14 protein-coding genes are annotated in these 16,879 nt (G+C 71.5%); 7 read left to right on the forward strand and 7 right to left on the reverse strand.

The genetic code is table 11. The annotated features are described in order from the left end of the window. The first annotated feature begins 69 nt into the window (after positions 1 to 69). Positions 70 to 1,266 carry a PucR family transcriptional regulator gene (locus ACWD3C_RS15760; protein WP_451144140.1) on the forward strand — a complete coding sequence of 399 codons (1,197 nt, stop codon included), beginning with the start codon at positions 70 to 72 and terminating at the stop codon, positions 1,264 to 1,266. Positions 1,267 to 1,309: 43 nt separating this feature from the next. On the opposite strand, the gene ACWD3C_RS15765 is transcribed toward ACWD3C_RS15760, so the two are convergent. Beyond that, positions 1,310 to 2,470, reverse strand: coding sequence for a glycerate kinase (locus tag ACWD3C_RS15765; protein ID WP_451144142.1), 1,161 nt, complete (start codon positions 2,468 to 2,470; stop codon positions 1,310 to 1,312). A 139-nt stretch (positions 2,471 to 2,609) separates the two neighbouring features. Further along, a complete protein-coding gene (locus ACWD3C_RS15770; protein WP_451144144.1) occupies positions 2,610 to 2,861 on the reverse strand; it encodes a hypothetical protein in 252 nt (83 codons plus the stop codon). Positions 2,862 to 3,076: 215 nt separating this feature from the next. On the opposite strand from ACWD3C_RS15770, the gene ACWD3C_RS15775 reads away from it, so the two are divergent. The 5 genes from ACWD3C_RS15775 (at position 3,077) to ACWD3C_RS15795 (ending at position 6,322) form a co-directional block, all read left to right on the forward strand. Beyond that, positions 3,077 to 4,153 carry an ADP-ribosylglycohydrolase family protein gene (locus ACWD3C_RS15775; protein ID WP_451144146.1) on the forward strand — a complete coding sequence of 359 codons (1,077 nt, stop codon included), beginning with the start codon at positions 3,077 to 3,079 and terminating at the stop codon, positions 4,151 to 4,153. Positions 4,154 to 4,200: 47 nt separating this feature from the next. After that, on the forward strand, positions 4,201 to 4,692 hold the full coding sequence (locus ACWD3C_RS15780) for an NUDIX domain-containing protein (RefSeq protein WP_451144148.1): 492 nt from the start codon (positions 4,201 to 4,203) through the stop codon (positions 4,690 to 4,692). Between the two features lie 234 nt (positions 4,693 to 4,926). Beyond that, on the forward strand, positions 4,927 to 5,205 hold the full coding sequence (locus tag ACWD3C_RS15785) for a S8 family serine peptidase (RefSeq protein ID WP_451144150.1): 279 nt from the start codon (positions 4,927 to 4,929) through the stop codon (positions 5,203 to 5,205). 180 nt (positions 5,206 to 5,385) lie between these two features. After that, the gene (locus ACWD3C_RS15790) at positions 5,386 to 5,526 is read left to right on the forward strand and encodes a hypothetical protein (RefSeq protein WP_451144152.1); all 141 of its coding nucleotides are present in this window, start codon (positions 5,386 to 5,388) and stop codon (positions 5,524 to 5,526) included. A gap of 55 nt (positions 5,527 to 5,581) precedes the next feature. Then, entirely contained in the window at positions 5,582 to 6,322 is a 741-nt protein-coding gene (locus tag ACWD3C_RS15795; RefSeq protein ID WP_451144154.1) for an SIR2 family NAD-dependent protein deacylase, read from the forward strand. Here the strand turns inward: ACWD3C_RS15795 and ACWD3C_RS15800 are convergent. The 3 genes from ACWD3C_RS15800 to ACWD3C_RS15810 all read right to left on the reverse strand — a co-directional run bounded on the left by ACWD3C_RS15800 (position 6,319) and on the right by ACWD3C_RS15810 (position 10,467). After that, positions 6,319 to 6,837, reverse strand: coding sequence for a methylated-DNA--[protein]-cysteine S-methyltransferase (locus ACWD3C_RS15800; RefSeq protein WP_451144198.1), 519 nt, complete (start codon positions 6,835 to 6,837; stop codon positions 6,319 to 6,321). The two genes, ACWD3C_RS15795 and ACWD3C_RS15800, sit on opposite strands and share 4 nt — an antisense overlap. Positions 6,838 to 6,869: 32 nt before the next feature. Then, positions 6,870 to 8,351, reverse strand: coding sequence for an AlkA N-terminal domain-containing protein (locus ACWD3C_RS15805; RefSeq protein ID WP_451144156.1), 1,482 nt, complete (start codon positions 8,349 to 8,351; stop codon positions 6,870 to 6,872). A gap of 169 nt (positions 8,352 to 8,520) precedes the next feature. Next, positions 8,521 to 10,467 (reverse strand): heavy metal translocating P-type ATPase, encoded by a 1,947-nt coding sequence (locus ACWD3C_RS15810; protein ID WP_451144200.1) that lies wholly within the window; start codon positions 10,465 to 10,467, stop codon positions 8,521 to 8,523. Positions 10,468 to 10,524: 57 nt separating this feature from the next. Between ACWD3C_RS15810 and ACWD3C_RS15815 the strand changes: the two genes are divergently transcribed. Further along, entirely contained in the window at positions 10,525 to 10,914 is a 390-nt protein-coding gene (locus tag ACWD3C_RS15815) for an ArsR/SmtB family transcription factor (RefSeq protein ID WP_451144158.1), read from the forward strand. Between the two features lie 176 nt (positions 10,915 to 11,090). On the opposite strand, the gene ACWD3C_RS15820 is transcribed toward ACWD3C_RS15815, so the two are convergent. Continuing rightward, the gene (locus ACWD3C_RS15820) at positions 11,091 to 15,002 is read right to left on the reverse strand and encodes a glycoside hydrolase family 2 TIM barrel-domain containing protein (protein ID WP_451144160.1); all 3,912 of its coding nucleotides are present in this window, start codon (positions 15,000 to 15,002) and stop codon (positions 11,091 to 11,093) included. Between the two features lie 441 nt (positions 15,003 to 15,443). Then, complete coding sequence (locus ACWD3C_RS15825; protein WP_451144162.1) at positions 15,444 to 16,817, reverse strand: nicotinate phosphoribosyltransferase; 1,374 nt, start codon at positions 16,815 to 16,817, stop codon at positions 15,444 to 15,446. Positions 16,818 to 16,879 lie beyond the last annotated feature (62 nt).

Here is a 16,879-nt window from a genome sequence, read left to right on the forward strand (position 1 = left end):
TTGTGCGCGCGCACAACACTGCGTGTCAGGGGCCTGTGCGCGGGGGCGTACCGGTGGCATCCTCCGCCCATGGGAGCGCGCAGAAGGCGTACCGGCCATGACTGGAAGCTGCTCGCGGAGTCCTGCGCGGCGCTGCTGGAGCGGGTGCCCGAACTCGTCGACGAGCACCTGGGGCGGCTCACCGAGCACTCCCCCGTCTACGGGCAGGTCATCCCGCACGACCAGCACTGGCGGGAGTCGGAGGAGGCGATGCGGATCGGCATCGAGACCCTGTCCGCGCCCCGGGACTCGCCGCGCCGTGACCTGGAGTACGCGGAGGACTCCGGGCGGCGGCGGGCCCAGCAGGGGTTGCCGCTGGAGCTGCTCGTCCACGCCTACCGCAGCGCGGGCTATCTGGTGTGGGACGCGCTGCTGGAGGGTGCCAACGGGCGGGAGCCGGAGCGGCTCGCCGCGCTGATGCGTTCCGCGACGATGGTCTGGTCGGCGATCGACGCGCAGGCCGCGGCGGCGTCGGACGCGTACCGGGCGACCGAGATGGAGCTGCGGCGGCGCACCGACGAGCAGCTTCAGGCGCTCCTCGACGCGCTTCTGGAAGGGCAGGAGGCGCCCGGGCTCGCGGCGCGGGCGGCGGCGGGGCTGGACCTGCCGGAGCGGGGGCCGTACGCGGTGGTCGTGCTGCGTGCCGATCGGCGGGAGTCGCTGCGGCGGCCGATGGAGGGGGCGGGGTTCCGTTTCATCTGGCGGATGCGGGCGGACTGCGAGGTGGGGGTGGTGGCTCTCGGTCCTGGTCAGGACCTCGACGGGGTGGCCCGTCTCCTGGAGGGGCGGTGCTCCGGTCCCGGCGGGATCAGCCCCGTCGTCGCCGGTCTCGTCGAGCTCGGCCGGGCTCGGCGGCTGGCGGAGCTCGCCCTCCGTACGTGCCCGCCGGACGCGACGGATGTCGTCCGTCTGGACCAGCGGATGCCGACCGCTCTGGTCGTCAGCCAGCCTGAACTTGCCGGGCGGCTCGTGTCCGGTGTCTTCGGTGCGCTGCTGGAACTCGAACCGGCCGATCGGGCGGTGCTGTTGGAGACGCTCGACGTGTGGTTGACCTGCGAAGGCAGTGCGGGGCGGGCGGCGGGGCGTCTGTACTGCCACCGCAACACGGTGTTCAACCGGTTGCGGCGACTGGAACAACTGACCTCGCGGTCCCTGGCTCGGCCTCGGGATCTGATCGAGATGACGTTGGCGTTGGATGCGTATCGGTTGTCGGGCGTGGGGCGGTGAGGGGGTGCCAGGGGCGGAAGGTGGCCGTTCGGTGCGGCGCCGGTCAGGTCAGGAAGTCGTGTGCGATCCGCTCCGCCACGTTCTCCAGGATCGGTCCGGCCTCGGCGATGCAGCGCTGGACGTCGGGCTCGACGTCGGTCAAGGGGTACACCCGGCGGATTCCGGCGCGGCCGAGGGCGTCGGGTCGCAGCGCGAGGCGGCCGCAGACGGCGATGACCTCCTTGTCTGCGGCGCGGGCGGCGGCGGCGACGCCGGCGGGGGCCTTGCCATGGAGGGTCTGTTCGTCGAGGGAGCCCTCGCCGGTGATGACCAGGGTGGCGCGAGCCAGGGCGGGCGCGAAGCCGAGGACGTCGAGCATGACCTCGATACCGGGTCGGAAGCGGGCGCCGAGGAGGAGGGCTCCGTAGCCGATGCCACCTGCGGCACCCGCGCCGGGAGCGAGGGCGTACTCGGCGGCCTCGGGACCGACCGACGCCTCCAGGGCGTCCGCGAAGTGGGCCAGCGCCGCGTCCAGCACCAGGACGTCGTCCGGCGTGGCCCCCTTCTGCGGCCCGTACACGGCGGGCGCACCCTTCGGCCCGGTGAGCGGGTTGTCGACGTCACTCGCGAGGACGAACTCAATCGAGGACAGGCGCGGGTCCAGGCCCGACAGGTCCGCCCTCGCCACGTCGCGCAACGCCCCGCCACCGGGCCCCACCGGCTCACCGTCCGTGTCCAGGAAGCGCGCGCCCAGCGCGGCCAGCATGCCCGCGCCACCGTCGGTCGTGGCGCTTCCCCCGACGCCGAACACGATCGTGCGCGCCCCGGCGTCCAGCGCGGCGCGCAACAGCTCCCCGGAGCCGTATGTGGAGGCCGTGAGCGGCGCGAAGACCCCGGCGGGCAGCCGCTGCAACCCGCTGGCCTCGGCCATCTCCACCACCGCCGTGCCGTCACGCAGCGCGAACGCGGCCGTGACCTCCGCGCCCAGCGGCCCGGCGACCCGTACCTCGCGCCGCTCGAATCCGGCGGCGACCGCCGCGGCCACCGTCCCGTCGCCGCCGTCGGCGACGGGCAGGGCCTCGACCTCGATCCCGGGCGCCACACGGCGCAGCCCCGCCGTCACCCGCTCCGCGACCTGCACGGCCGTCAGCGAGCCCTTGAACTTGTCCGCGGCGATCAGTACCCGCGGGGTGTTCGTCGGAGCGTTCGTCGGCTTTCGGTTCACAGCAGCGTCCGCCACCTTGCATTCCCCTGTTCTCTTGGGCCTTGCGCACGTCAAGGCAGTCGCGCCGCTGTGACCTTAACCGGAGGAAGGGGCCGCTGCCCAGGGTGGACGTCCCCGGCCACTAGACGTCAGCGGGACCTCATTCGGGTGCGGCGGTGCCGCGGGAGTCGTACAACTGGTGTGTCGTGGTGCCGTTGCCGCGGGTCATGCTGATGTGCTCCAGCACGTCCTCCAGGATGTCGAAGTCCCCCGTGAGAACGCTGACGTCGCCGGTCCGGACGAGGGGTTCGGCGGGTGCCGCGTGGGCGGGGGCCGCTGCGACGGACAGGAAAGCGAGGGGCGCGGCGAGGGACGAGGCCGCCAGCATGATCGTACGGCTCATCGAGTTCATGACACTCCTGGTAGCGGGTGGGTACGTACGGATCCGCGCGGTGCGCGGTGGCAAGCAGATGTCCGGAACCAAGCGGACGCCCGGCAGTAAACCAGACGAACATCTCATGCTGCCGCACACCGGGACGAAGGTTGACGCACCTCAGGACGGAGGTTGACGCGGTGAACGAGGAGGTTGACCGGGCGGAGCGGCGCCGGATTCGGTAAACCGGACGTATGACCCCTGTGGGCACCGATCTCCCCGACCGCGTCCTCGGGGGCTGGCTGGGCCGGATCGCGGGCAACATGCTCGGCAAGCCGGTCGAGCGAGGAGACCACTGGACGCGGGACCGCATCGACCGCTATCTGCGGCAGGCCTCGGCCCTGCCGCTCACCGACTATCTGCCGGAGCCCGTGCGCGAGAGCGACGACTTCGAGCTGCGGCCCGAGTGGCGCCAGTGCGTGCGCGGCCGTATCCACGGCAGCTGCCGCGACGACGACGTGGACTACGCGATCCTCGGCCTGGACCTCCTGGAGACCCACGGCTTCGGCTTCAGCACGGAGCAGGTCGGTGACCTGTGGCTGCTGCGGCTGCCGTATCTCCAGACGTTCACGGCGGAGCGGGCCGCGTACCGCAACCTAGCCAACGGGCTCAAGCCGCCGCTGACCGCCACGTACGACAACCCGTACCAGGAGTGGATCGGTGCCCTGATCCGCGCCGACATCTACGGCTGGACCTGCCCGGACATGCCCCGCCGCGCGGCCTCGCTGGCCCGCCGGGACGCGGCCCTGTCTCACACCGGCAACGGTGTCTACGGCGCGATGTGGGCGGCGGCGCTGATCTCGGCGGCGTTCACCGCGCCGACCGTGCGCTCCGCGATCGACACCGCGCTCACGGTGATCCCGGCGAGCAGCCGCCTCGCCCGGACCGTACGGCGGGTGCTCTCGCTCCACGAGGCCCGGCTGAGCTGGGAGGACACGCTCACCACCATGGACAAGGAGACCTCCGGGCTCGGCTGGATCCACACCGTCCCGAACGCCGCCGTCCTCACCGCCGGTCTCCTGTACGGCGACGGCGACTTCACCCGGACGATCGCCCTCACCGTCCGGGGCGGCCTGGACACCGACTCGAACGGCGCGACCGCGGGGTCGGTGGCGGGTGTGCTGTGCGGGGCCGACGCGATCCCGCCCCAGTGGAAGGTCCCGCTGGAGGACACCGTACGCAGCGCCGTGTTCGGGTTCGACGGGGTGCGGATCAGTGAACTGGCCGAGCGGACGGTGCGGTTGACGGAGGCGGAGGACCAGCAGGCCTAGCCGGTCCCGCGCTCCGGGACGCCGCCGCGGCTCGTTACCCTTCCAGGGTGACCACTGACGACTTCGCCACGTACATCGCGGGCCTCCCCCGCGTGCTCGCCGGTGCCGCCGCGCTCTTCCGGGACGCCGACGGGCGGGTGCTGCTCGTCGAGCCGAACTACCGGGAGGGGTGGGCGCTGCCGGGCGGCACGGTCGAGTCGGACGAAGGGGAGACACCGCGCCAGGGGGCACGGCGCGAGACCGCCGAGGAGATCGGGCTGGATGTCACGCTGGGGCGGCTGCTCACGGTGGACTGGGTGCACGGGACGGCGCGGCCGCCGATGGTGGCGTACCTCTACGACGGCGGTGTCCTCGACGAGGACACGTTCAAGGCGATCCGGCTGCAGGAGGAGGAACTGCTGTCGTGGCGGCTCGTGGCGCGGGAGGAGCTCCAGGAGTATCTGCCGGGGGAGCTGGGCCGACGCGTGCTCGCCGCGCTCGACGTGCTGGCGGAGGGCACGGGGACGGCCGAGCTGGAGAACGGCCACCGGGTGGCCTGAGGCCGCGGATTTCTCGCTGTTCGTCCTAGGGGGTGTTTCGAAAGTCCCGCACAGCACCCACGGCGCCCGGCACGCACTCTCGCCGCACCAGCCGAAAGCCCGAGTACGTCCAGTACGAGGGCTTTCGTCCGGCGCGCCGAGAGCACGCACCGGGCACCGCGGGCACCGCACAGGAACTTTCGAAACACCCCCTAGGGCCCGGACCGGCTCAGCCGGCGCAAGCCCGATGTCGCCATGTACACCCACTTCGCCGGCTCCAGGGCGTTCGGCGCGAACAGTCCCGGCTCGGGGACCTCGGCCGCCTGCCCGGTCGCCGCGGGCGTCGCCGCCGCCGTACGCAGCCGGCTGTCGGCCACCGAGTTGCCGCCCTCCCGGATGCGCACCCTGCTGCGCCGTACAGCGGGCGACGCGGGAGCCGCCGACTTCGACTTCGACTACGGATACGGCATCATCAACACCCCGTCGGTCGTGGAAGCCCTGCGCCGACGCGGCAAGAGCAACGGCCGCTCCTAGGAGGCCCGCGGCGCCCGAGAGCCGTACCGTCCTCGTCACCGTGCCCCTCTCGCCACGCGCGACCCTCCAGGACGCCCAGCGCCGGTTCGGCCTCGCCGACGACGAGGTCGACCCGGCGTACGGCCTGGTTCCCGTCGACCCGGTCCGGGGCACCTTCGCCCTCCTGGTCGTCGAGGAGGCATGGGCACGGGTCCAGGGGACGCCGGACGCCCGGGGCCGTACGCGAATCCCAGGATCGAGCCCTTCGGCCCGGTCCAGCCGGGCGCCGACGAGGACGGCGGCGAGGACGAGGACCGGGACGAGGGCAGCGGCGAGGGCTGACCCGCGGTCGGATATCCGCTCGCTCCTGCCCGGTCCGCGACCTACCCTCGGGCTCATGAAGAAGCCCCTCGTCGCCATCCTCAGTGGCGCCGGCGTCTCCACGGATTCCGGAATCCCTGATTACCGCGGGCCCAACGGGCTGTGGCAGCGGGACCCGGAGGCCCAGAAGCTCGTGACGTACGAGTACTACATGGGGGACCCGGAGATCCGGCGGCGCTCGTGGCAGATGCGGCGCGAGAACCGGACACTGAAGGCCGAGCCGAACGCCGCGCACCGGGCGGTGACCGAGCTGGAGCGGGCCGGGGTGCCGGTGCGAGTGATCACTCAGAACGTGGACGGACTGCACCAGCTGGGCGGGATGCCGGACCGCAAGGTGCTCGAACTCCATGGGACCGCGCGCAGCGTGCAGTGCACCGCGTGCCGTGCGAAGGCGCCGATGGAGGACGCGCTGGCCCGGGTCGCGGCCGGTGAGCACGATCCGCCGTGCCTGGAGTGCGGCGGAGTCCTCAAGTCGGCGACCGTGATGTTCGGTGAGCGGCTCGACCCCGTGGTCCTCGGCGAAGCCGTCGCGATCACCAAGGCCTGCCAGGTGTTCATCGCGGTCGGTACGAGTCTGCAGGTGCAGCCCGCGGCGGGGCTCGCCGGTATCGCCGTCGACCACGGCGCGCGGCTGGTCATCGTCAATGCCGAGCCCACCCCGTACGACGACCGGGCCGACGAGGTCGTACGGGAGCCGATCGGGACCGCGCTGCCGGCACTGCTGCGGCGGATCGCCCAAGCCCCCGAGGCCGCTTAGAAGAGGGCGCTCCCGTTCTCGAAGTCCAGCAGCCGCTTCTTGCGGTCCAGGCCGCCGCCGTAACCGGTGAGGCTGCCGTTGGCACCGACGACGCGGTGACAGGGGACGATGATGCCGACCGGGTTCTTGCCGTTGGCGAGTCCGACCGCGCGAGCGGCGGCCGGGTTGCCGAGAGCCTCGGCCAGTTCGCCGTACGAGCGGGTCTCGCCGTAGGGGATGCGGCGCAGTTGCTCCCAGACGCCGCGCTGGAAGGGCGTGCCGTCCAGGCGGAGTTCGAGGGTGAACTCCTTCAACTCGCCCGCGAAGTAGGCCTCCAGCTGTTCCTCCGCCTCGGCGAAGGGTGTGTCGTCGCTCCCCCACGCTCGGCTTCGCTCGCGCGGGGGGACCCCCATGCCGAAGGTCTCCTCCGGCGGGCGGTGGCGCTGGCCGGTCATGTAGAGGCCGGACAGGACGCCGTCGGTGGCGACGAGGGTGAGAGGGCCGTACGGGCTGTCGGTCACGGTGTGCTGCTTCATCGAATTCATCGAACGTCCTTACAGGAAAGCCCTTATACGGGAAGGAAGTTGATCGGGTGACCGTCGGTCGCCCACAGGTACTGGACCGCGTACGCCCGCCACGGCCGCCAGGCCGCCGCGCGTGCCGTGAGCGCGGCGGGCGTGGACGGCAGCCCCAACTCCTGTGCCGCGCGCCGGATTCCGAGGTCGGTGGCGAGGAAGGCGTCCGGGTCGCCGAGGGCGCGCATGGCGATGACGTCGGCCGTCCAGGGGCCGAAGCCGGGGAGGTCCAGCAATCGGGCGCGGGTCTCCGCCCAGTCGCTGTCGACACCCAAGTGGAGTGCTCCATCGGCGAGTTGGCCGACGAGCGTGGTGAAGGTGGTCCGGCGGCTACGAGGCATCGCCAGCGACTCCGGGTCGAGGGCGGCGAGTGCCCCGGGAGCCGGGAAGAGGTGGGTGAGGCCGCCCTCGGGGTCGTCGACCGGTTCGCCGTGCGCGGTGACCAGGCGGGCCGCGTGAGTGCGGGCGGCGGCTGTGGAGACCTGTTGTCCCAGCACGGCCCGTACGGCGAACTCCGCCTCGTCGACCGTACGCGGCACCCGGCGGCCCGGCGTCTTGTCCACCAGCGGCGCCAGCAACGGGTCCGTGCGCAGCTGCTCGTCGACCGCCACCGGGTCGGCGTCCAGGTCGAGCATGCGCCGGCAGCGGCTGATGGCGACGGGCAGATCGCGCAGGTCGCTGAGGGTGAGCCGGCAGGCGATGTGGTCGGGCCGCGGTGTGAGGCCGACGATTCCATGGCCGTACGGGAGGCGGAGGGTGCGCCGGTACGCGCCGTCGCGCCACTCCTCCACCCCGGGTACGGCGGTGGCGGCGAGGTGCCCGAAGAGGTTGTCGGGGTTGAGCGGGGCGCGGAAGGGCAGCCGGAGTGTCAAGACTCCGGGTGTGCCGGCGGCCCGCCTCGCGGGCACTCTCTCGCGCAGCGCGCTCGGGGTCAGTGCGAAGACCTCCCGCACGGTGTCGTTGAAGGTACGGATCGACGCGAACCCGGCCGCGAACGCGATCTCCGCCATCGGCAGCGCCGTCGTCTCGATGAGCAGCCGCGCCGTCTGCGCGCGCTGGGCCCGGGCGAGCGCCAGCGGCCCCGCACCCAGCTCGGCGAGGAGCTGCCGCTCGATCTGCCGGGTGCTGTACCCGAGCCGCCGCGCGAGCCCCGGCACCCCCTCGCGGTCCACCACCCCGTCACCGATGAGCCGCATCGCACGGGCCACGGCATCCGCCCGCTGGTTCCACTCCGGCGAACCGGGGCTCGTGTCCGGGCGGCACCGCTTGCACGCCCTGAACCCGGCCTGCTGGCACGCCGCCGCGCTCGGATGGAACGTCATGTTCTCCGCCTTCGGCGGCACGGCCGGACAGCTCGGCCGGCAGTAGATCCCCGTCGTCAGAACCGCCGTGAAGAACCACCCGTCGAACCGCGCGTCCTTCGACCGCACGGCCCGCACGCAGCCCTCGATGTCACTGTGCATCCCGTTCCGCATGGCTCAAGCATCGGCCACCCTTGGCACCAGGGCTGGCGAGAATCCGACATCAATGTGGGACGCCCTGTAGCCAGCGGGTGGCCCGGCAAGGGGCGTGGGGCTGTGACATTTTGCGGCTCCGCCGCGTGGACGCGACAAGCCACAAACAACCCGCAGCCGCCCGACTTACCTATCGCCCCTCCCCCTCAGGCCCCCCCACAGCCTTCCGCCACGCAGACTCCCGCAACAACCGCAGCCCATTCAGCCCCACCAACACAGTGGACCCTTCATGCCCCGCCACCCCGAGCGGCAACGGCAGATGCCACGCCAAGTCCCACACCACGAGCACGACAATGCACACCCCGGCGATGACCAGGTTCTGGACAACCAGGCGGCGGGCCGCACAGGACAGCCGCACCACCGCAGGGATCGCCGTCAACTCATCCCGCACAACAACCGCGTCCGCCGTCTCCAACGCAAGATCAGACCCCGCACGCCCCATCGCCACCCCCGAATGCGCAGCGGCCAGCGCCGGCGCGTCATTGACGCCGTCACCGACAAAGAGCACCTTGCCCGAGCCCCGCTGAAGATCCCGTACGGCATCCACCTTGCCTTCCGGCAGGAGCCCAGCCCGCACGTCGGTGATCCCGGTGTCGGCGGCCACCTGGGCCGCGGCCTGCGGATTGTCACCGGTGAGCAGCGCGGGAGACCTCCCGGTCACAGAGGCCAGCGCGCCCACCGCAGCGGCAGCGTCATGACGAAGCCGGTCCGTCAGGGCGAGCGTGCCCACGGGGATGCCGTCCCGGGAGACGAGCACCACCGTGCCGTCACCGCCGTCCCCGTACTGCCCCGGCCGCCCGACCGTCACCACTCGCCCCTCGACAGTCGCGCTCACCCCCCGCCCGGGCAGAGCCACGAAGTCCTCGGCGGGGGCAATGCGCAGCGCACGGGTCCGGGCGGCGGCCACGACGGCGCGGGCCAGCGGATGTTCACTCGGATGCTCGGCGGCCGCGGCCAGGCCGAGCAGCGCGTCCTCGTCGAGCCCGGAGCCCGGCAGCGGACGTACGACCGTCACCTCGGGCGTGCCCTCGGTCAGGGTGCCCGTCTTGTCGAGGGCGGCCATGTCGATCTCGCCGAGGCGTTCCATGGCGACGGCCGACTTGACGAGCACACCGTGCCGGCCGGCGTTGGCGATGGCGGACAGCAGTGGCGGCATGGTGGCCAGGACGACCGCGCACGGTGAGGCGACGATCATGAAGGTCATCGCACGGAGCAGCGCGCTGGTCAGATCGGCGCCGAAGGCGAGCGGCACGGTGAAGACGGCCAGCGTGGCGGCGACCACGCCGACCGCGTACCGCTGCTCGATCTTCTCGATGAACAGCTGGGTCGGCGCCTTGGTACGGGACGCCTCCTCCACCAGGGTCACGATGCGGGCGATCACGGAGTCGGAGGGGTCGCGTTCGACGCGGACGCGCAGGGCTCCGGTGCCGTTGAGGGTGCCCGCGAAGACCTCGTCGCCGGGGGCCTTGGAGACGGGCAGGGGTTCGCCGGTGATGGTGGCCTGGTCGGCCTCGCTCTCGCCATCCAGGACTTGGCCGTCGGCGCCGATGCGCTCGCCGGGACGGATCAACAGCACGTCCCCGACGGCGAGTTGATCGGTGGGGACGGTCTCCTCGGACCCGTCCGGCGACAAGCGGGTGGCCGTGGTCGGCGCGAGGTCGAGCAGGCCGCGCACCGAGTCGGCGGTCCGGGCGGTCGCCAGGGCCTCCAGTGCGCCGGAGGTGGCGAAGATGACGATGAGCAGGCCGCCGTCGAGGACCTGGCCGATCGCGGCCGCGCCGAGCGCCGCGACGATCATCAGCAGGTCGACGTCGAGGGACTTCTCGCGCAGGGCCCGCAGCCCTTCGAGGGCGGGTTCCCAGCCGCCGGCCGCGTACGCGATCACGTACAGCGGGCCGTACAGCCAGGCGGAGACGCCGGCGAGATCCAGCGGGAACGCGATCAGGAAGGCGACGGTCGAGGCAAGGGCCCAGCGGGCCTCGGGGAGGGCGAGGAGGCGGGTACGGCGCCGGGGGGCCGTCGAGGAGGACGAGCGGACCGGGGATGCAGTGAGAGTGGCGGACACGCGGGACACCATACAGGAACACATGAAGACTCATTCATGCCTTCATGTGCGATGAGTAAGATACTCGCCATGGGTCATGGAGCCGTCACCGCCGCGCAGGACGTCACCCCTCGCGTGCGCCTCGACGCGGACAACGTCGCGAAGGTCGCCACCACGCTCCAGGCCCTGTCCACCCCCTCCCGCCTGCTGATCCTCGCGCGGCTGCGCGAAGGCCCGCTGCCCGCGACGGAGTTGGCGGCCGAGGTCGGCATGGAACAGTCCGCGTGCTCGCACCAGCTGCGGCTGCTGCGGAACCTGGGACTGGTCGTCGGTGAACGGCGCGGCCGTTCGGTGGTGTACGCCCTGCACGATCACCATGTCGCCGAACTGCTCGATCAGGCCGTGTACCACGTGGAGCATCTGCGGCTGGGCATCAGCGACACCCCCGAGGAGGACGCGGACCAGGCCTCACGCGCCTGACCGTGACGGAGTCGCGCGGGGGCGTGCGAAAGCCGCGGCGCGCGGGTTGGTCTTCGAGCCGCTCACAAATTCGAGCCGCTCACGAAAGCGCGGGAGCGCCGGTCGCGGGGCATCGCCGCCGCATCCGGCGCTCCGCCGAACCGGACGGCCGCTGTCTGCCGCCCGGTCGTCCGGCGCTACGCGGAGAACTCCCCCGCCGTCGGCCTGCGGGACGCCGCCATCGCGTCGCCGACGTCGGTGAGGGGGCGCAGCCGGTAGGCGTAGGAGTAGTCGCGGTCGGCGAAGAGCTTGAACTCGTCGTGGGTGTGCGCGCCCCAGCTGTTGTCGCCGCCCACGCCCATCTGCCGGTGGTTCAGGCGCAGGACGACCTCGTCGCGCGGGGTGAGCTGGTAGTCGTGGCGTACCCCGGCCGACAGGTCCTCCGGGGTGAAGTGCGAGGCGTTGACCTCAAGGAGGGGTTCGCCGCTGACGAGGAGACCGGTGCCGTGGCGGCCCGTGAGCGCGACCCAGCGGACGTCGGTCTTGTTGCCGTTCTCCTGCGGGCGGGCGTAGGGCGTCCACTGGCCGGAGACGGTGCCGGAGTACCGGCCCACGTCGGTGCCGTTGTTGCGGTCCCAGTGGTTCTCCTCGGGCCCGCGGCCGTAGTAGTGCAGGCACTCCAGGCGGCCCGGCAGGAAGAGCAGGGTGCCGACCTCGGGGATGTACGGCAGGCTCGCCGCGCCCGGGTGCAGGGTGTTGTCGACCTTGATCTCGCCGTTGCCGAAGACCGTATACGTGGTGGTGTACGTGGACTCGACGGTGGTGGGGAGCGTGCCGCCGACCTTGATCTCGACGGCCCTGTCGCGCAGCCCGCGCACGCTCACGTCCGTCACCTTGCGGCGCGCTCCGGCGTCGCGCCAGGTCTGGTTGCGTAGGTGCTGGCCGTTGCCCTTGTCGTTGTCGGTCGGCGCCCGCCAGAAGTTCGGCGCGGGCCCCGAGGTGATCAGGCGTACGCCTCGGGCCTCGTACGACGTGATGACGCCGCTGCCCTTGTCGACGGTGACCGAGAAGCCCCTGCCCCTGACGGTGACGGACGCGTCGCCGTCGACATAGCGCAGGGCCGGCACCCTCTCCAGCGGTACGGGCGTCACGGCGGGGCTGCCCGCGTCGAGGGCGAGTTGCTGCTTGGCGACCTCGAAGCCGACCTTCGCCCACTTCGTGGACTCTTTGGTGGTGAACGACAGTTGCAGGAAGTACTCCGTGCCGGGCGCCGGCCGGGACGGCAGCCGTACGGGCACGGTGATCTCCTTGCCGGCCAGCGGCCCGAGGTCCAGCTGATCACGGGTCAGCCTCCCGCGCCGTATGACCTTGCCGTCGGCGACGAGTGCCCAACTTCCATCGAACTCGCGGAGGTTGGTGAACAGGTACTCGTTGGTGAGGGTGACCGTGCCGGGGGCGCCCTCGGCCGGTGCGGCGTTGATCGCCTGGTAGATCTGCTTGACCTCGGCGGCCTTGCCGGTGTGGGCGCGGTCGGCGGTGACGATGCCGTTGGCGACGAAGTTCCCGTCGTTGGGGTTGTCGCCCCAGTCGCCGCCGTACGCGAAGAACGTCTTCTCGCGCGACCGCTTCTCGGTCAGTCCGACGGTGGCCGCGTCGAACCAGAACCGCACGCCCTCGTCCCCGGGGCCCCGGCTCCCTGAGGCCAGCTCGGCGGCGCTCAGGGCGCGGGCATACACGCGGGCCCGCCGGACGGTGCCGCTGAACTCCCTGGTCATGTTGTCGGCGTCGGTGGCGAGCGTGAGGCGTGCGGTGTTGCTGCCGGGTTTCCGGGTGGTGGTGCGGGTGGCCTTGACCGCGCCGTCGACGTGAAGGGTCAGGGTGCCCGCCTCCGCGTCGAAGACGCCCGCGATGTGGTGCTCGGTGCCCGTCCAGTCGTCCGGCAGCGCCCAGCTCGCGCTGACCCATTGGCCGCCGCCGTGGATGAAGAACTCCAGGTTTTCGTTGGTCTGCTTCAGGGCGTACTGGGTGTCGCCCTTGGCGAGGATCGGCTGGTGGTAGCCGAGCACGTGCGGGGTGACCCATGCCTCCAGCGTCAGGGAGCCGGTGAGGTCGAGGCTCGCGTCGCGGGCGAAGACGGTGCTGCCGGAGATGCCCTTGTCTCGGGTGAAAGTGCCGCTGGAGGCGAGGAGTTCGCCGCGCAGCCCGCCGGGGCCGGTCTCGGTCAGCAGCGTGCGCGCCGGGGTGGGCAGGCTCAGGGCCTGGTCCTGGAAGTCCCAGATCCAGCCGCCCTGGAGGACGTCGTAGCGGCGGACGATGTCCCAGTACTTCTTGAAGTTGCCGTTCGAGTTCCCCATCGCGTGCGAGTACTCGATCATGACGTACGGCCGGGTGTCGGCGGTGTCCCTCGCGCGGGCCTCGACGCGCGCGGGGCTGTCGTACATCTCGGAACGGATGTCGCTGATCGCCGGGCGGTCGTCGCCCTCGTACTGGACGACCCGCGTCGCGTCGTACGACTTGATCCAGTCGTGCATGGCGACGAACGTGCTGCCGCCGCCGGCCTCGTTGCCGAGGGACCAGATGACCACCGAGGCGTGGTTCTTGTCGCGGTGGACCATGTTCCGGGCGCGGGCCACGCACGCCTCGGTCCAGTCGGCGTGGTTGCCGGGGTACTCGCCGCGGATGCCGTGAGTTTCGAGGTTGGTCTCGTCGACGATGTACAGGCCGTACTCGTCGGCGAGTTCGAGCCAGATCGGGTTGTCGGGGTAGTGCGAGGTGCGGACGGAGTTCATGTTCAGCCGCTTGATGACCTCGATGTCCTCGACCATGTCCGCGCGGGTGAGCGACATGCCGCGGTCGGGGTGCATCTCGTGCCGGTTGGTGCCCCGGAAGGAGACGGGCTTGCCGTTGATCCGCATCAGCCCGTCCTTCAGCGCGAACTCGCGCAGGCCGACCCGGTGCGAGAGCGTCTCGATCATCCTTCCGGCACGGTCGCGCAGCCGCAGGACCGCGGTGTAGAGGTACGGCTGCTCGGCCGACCAGAGCTTCGGCGCGGGGACGGATCTGGCGGCCCGGACGGTGATGTCCTCGCCGGCCGGGCCGACGTCGGCGGTCTGCTGGAGCGGCCGGGACCAGACGGCGTGCCCGCGCGCGTCGTACAGCTGGGTCTCGACGGTGTACGACCCCGGTCCACCGTCGCCCCCGTAGGCGCGCACGCTCGCGGTGACCGACAGCTCGGCGGCCGTGTAGTCGTCGCTCAGCGGGGTTTCCAGCTTGAAGTCGCGCAGGCGCACGGCCGGGGTGGAGTACAGGTAGACCGAGCGGAAGATGCCGCTCAGCCGGATCATGTCCTGGTCCTCCAGCCAGTCGCCGTCGGAGTAGCGGTAGACCTCCACCGCGATCTGGTTGCGGCCGGGCTTGAGGTGCTCGGTGATGTCGTACTCGGCGGGGGTGAAGGAGTCCTCGTGGTAGCCCACCAACTCCCCGTTGATCCATACATAGTGGGCGGACTTGACGCCCTCGAAGTGCAGGAAGGTCCGCCGGCCGTCCCAGTGCCGGGGGAGCGTGAAGGTCCGCCGGTACTGGCCGACGGGGTTGTAGAGCGTCGGGGCCTTGGGCGGCTGCGGCTCCTCGCCCAGGCCGTTGGGGCCCCACCACGGGTAGGTGATGTTGACGTAGATGGGGAAGTCGTAGCCGTGCAGCTGCCAGGCGGAGGGGACGGGGATGGTGTCCCAGTCGCGGTCGTCGACGTCGGTGCGGTGGAAGTCGGGGTCCCGGTCGTCGGGGCGGTCGGCGTAGGCGAACTTCCACTTGCCGTCGAGGCTCAGCCGGTACGGCGAGCGCGTGCGGTCGGCGGCCAGGGCCTGTCCGACGTTCGCGTACGGCATCAGCGTGGTGTGCGGCGGCTCGGTGCCCACCTCGAAGAGGGCGATGTCGCCGTTCCACTCCGGGGAGCCCGGGGAGCCCGGGGAGCCCGGGGAGTCGTCCGCCGCCGCGCGTGCCGTGTGGGAGGCCCCGGACAGGGCGAGCGCACCGAGGACGGCGGCCCCTCCCTCCAGGAGACGGCGGCGACTGACAAGACGGTCCGTGGCAGACACATACGGGTTCGGCATGGCCGTGACCTTCCTCGGGACGACGTGCGGTGCGCGAACTGAGGGAGTGCGTCAGGTCCTGTTCGAAGTTGTCGATATACCGAACTCGGACTCCAGCAGGGCCGTTACTGTCGGTGGCGGCTCAACCCACCACGGCGGTACGGATGTTGACATCGTGTCGCAACACAACTGCTGGTGACGGAGCAGCTGTCGAGCCAGGGTCACCCTAGGACTCCGAACACAACCGAATCAATGATTCTGTCGGACTTTGTGTGATCCTGAGGTACTCCTCCCAACGACGGGACAGAAGGCCCGGCGGACGCTCGACGACACGGGCAGCCGTGACCGACCGTCCATGCTGGACTGCTCGCGCGTCAGGTCGAGTTCCACACCGCTGGGCAGCCGGTTCCACCAGTGGAAGCCATGCCGGGTCCCGTCGAGGGCTCTGCCGCAGCCAGTTCCTCACCGATCTCCGGCATGTCCGTGTCCGCGGGATCCGGATGCCGCAGTCGCTTCCTCGATACGGCGCCGGACCCGGTCGGCGAGTGCGGTCAGCCGCCCGGAGGCCACCGCCCGCGGCGCGACCGGGGCCCGGATGCGGCGGGCAGCCGACGGCAGCTCGGCCAGATCGGCGGCGAACCGCTCCCCGCACTCGGTGAGCGTCGAGCGCCCGCCGGTGCGCCGTCCGTCCCGCATCACGGTCTCCAGCAACGGCACGCCCCCATCAGGCGGCTGCTCATCGCTGAGCCCGATCACGTCGGCGTATCCGGAGCGACGGAACACCTGCTTCCGCCCGGGCGCGGTCACCTTCGCCGAGGAGAGCTTCATCACCGGCCGGCCGTCGTACTCGACCATCTTGTAGGCGGAGTCCAGAAACGGGGCGTCGGCCGAGACCCCGACCCGCGTGCCGACGGCGTAGACGTCGATCGGTGCCCGGGACCGGACCAGGTCGTGCACGGCGTACTCGTCGAGACCACCGCTGGCGATGATGCGGACGTCCGGCAGCCCGGCGGCATCGAGGACGGCCCGCGCCCGCACGGCCAGAGCTCCGAGGTCACCGCTGTCCAGCCGCACGGCCGAGCCGGGCCCGCGGGCCGCGTGGCCGAGGTCCCGCAGCACGCGCGACGCGACGCGCACGCCCGCCACGGTGTCGTAGGTGTCCACCAGGAACGTCACCGGGCCCGGGTGGGACCGGGCGAAAGCACGGAACGCCTCCTCCTCGCTGCCGAACGCCTCCACGTACGAATGGGCCATCGTGCCGACGGCGGGCACCCCTTCGGCGGTGGCGGCGGCGACGTTGCTCGTTCCGGTGAAACCCACCAGCGCGCCCAGCCGTGCGACCTGGAAGCCGGCCCGAGGGCCGTGGGTGCGCCGCAGGGAGAAGTCCACGACCGGGTGTCCCGCGGCGGCGAGTACACACCGTGCCGCCTTCGAGGCGATCGCCGTCTGGTGACTGACCTGATTGAGGACGTACGTCTCCACCAGCTGCGCCTGCGGAAGCGGAGCGGTCACCTCCAGCAGCGGCTCGCCCGCGAGCACGATCCGGCCCTCCGGCACCGCCCGCACCCGGCCGGTGAACTCCAGGCCGAGCAGCGGCACCAGATCGTGCTCAGGCCGGTGCAGCGCCGAGGCGAAGGCGGAGACGTCCTCGGGCCCCACCCGGAAGCCGGACAGGAAGTCCAGCACCGACTCCACACCGGCGGCGACCAGAAACCCGCGCTCGGGCGGCAGGTCACGGACGAACAGGCTGAACGTCGCCGGCTGGGTCATGTCCTCCCGCAGGTACGACATCGCCATCGTGACCTCGTACAGATCAGTGGTCGTCGCCTCGGACATTCGGCATCACCTCCTGACGACCGGAGCGGCGCCCCGTCCGCCGCTCACGCCGGGCGTCGCAT

Source organism: Streptomyces sp. NPDC002845 (genome assembly GCF_053591955.1).

Excerpts from the sequence above, each read along its gene's own strand:
- ACWD3C_RS15760 (WP_451144140.1), top strand. The coding sequence starts at position 70 with ATGGGAGCGCGCAGAAGGCGTACCGGCCATGACTGGAAGCTGCTCGCG.
- ACWD3C_RS15770 (WP_451144144.1), bottom strand. The coding sequence starts at position 2,861 with ATGAACTCGATGAGCCGTACGATCATGCTGGCGGCCTCGTCCCTCGCC.
- ACWD3C_RS15775 (WP_451144146.1), top strand. The coding sequence starts at position 3,077 with ATGACCCCTGTGGGCACCGATCTCCCCGACCGCGTCCTCGGGGGCTGG.
- ACWD3C_RS15785 (WP_451144150.1), top strand. The coding sequence starts at position 4,927 with ATGTACACCCACTTCGCCGGCTCCAGGGCGTTCGGCGCGAACAGTCCC.
- ACWD3C_RS15790 (WP_451144152.1), top strand. The coding sequence starts at position 5,386 with ATGGGCACGGGTCCAGGGGACGCCGGACGCCCGGGGCCGTACGCGAAT.
- ACWD3C_RS15795 (WP_451144154.1), top strand. The coding sequence starts at position 5,582 with ATGAAGAAGCCCCTCGTCGCCATCCTCAGTGGCGCCGGCGTCTCCACG.
- ACWD3C_RS15800 (WP_451144198.1), bottom strand. The coding sequence starts at position 6,837 with ATGAAGCAGCACACCGTGACCGACAGCCCGTACGGCCCTCTCACCCTC.
- ACWD3C_RS15805 (WP_451144156.1), bottom strand. The coding sequence starts at position 8,351 with ATGCGGAACGGGATGCACAGTGACATCGAGGGCTGCGTGCGGGCCGTG.
- ACWD3C_RS15810 (WP_451144200.1), bottom strand. The coding sequence starts at position 10,467 with ATGGTGTCCCGCGTGTCCGCCACTCTCACTGCATCCCCGGTCCGCTCG.
- ACWD3C_RS15815 (WP_451144158.1), top strand. The coding sequence starts at position 10,525 with ATGGGTCATGGAGCCGTCACCGCCGCGCAGGACGTCACCCCTCGCGTG.
- ACWD3C_RS15820 (WP_451144160.1), bottom strand. The coding sequence starts at position 15,002 with ATGCCGAACCCGTATGTGTCTGCCACGGACCGTCTTGTCAGTCGCCGC.
- ACWD3C_RS15825 (WP_451144162.1), bottom strand. The coding sequence starts at position 16,817 with ATGTCCGAGGCGACGACCACTGATCTGTACGAGGTCACGATGGCGATG.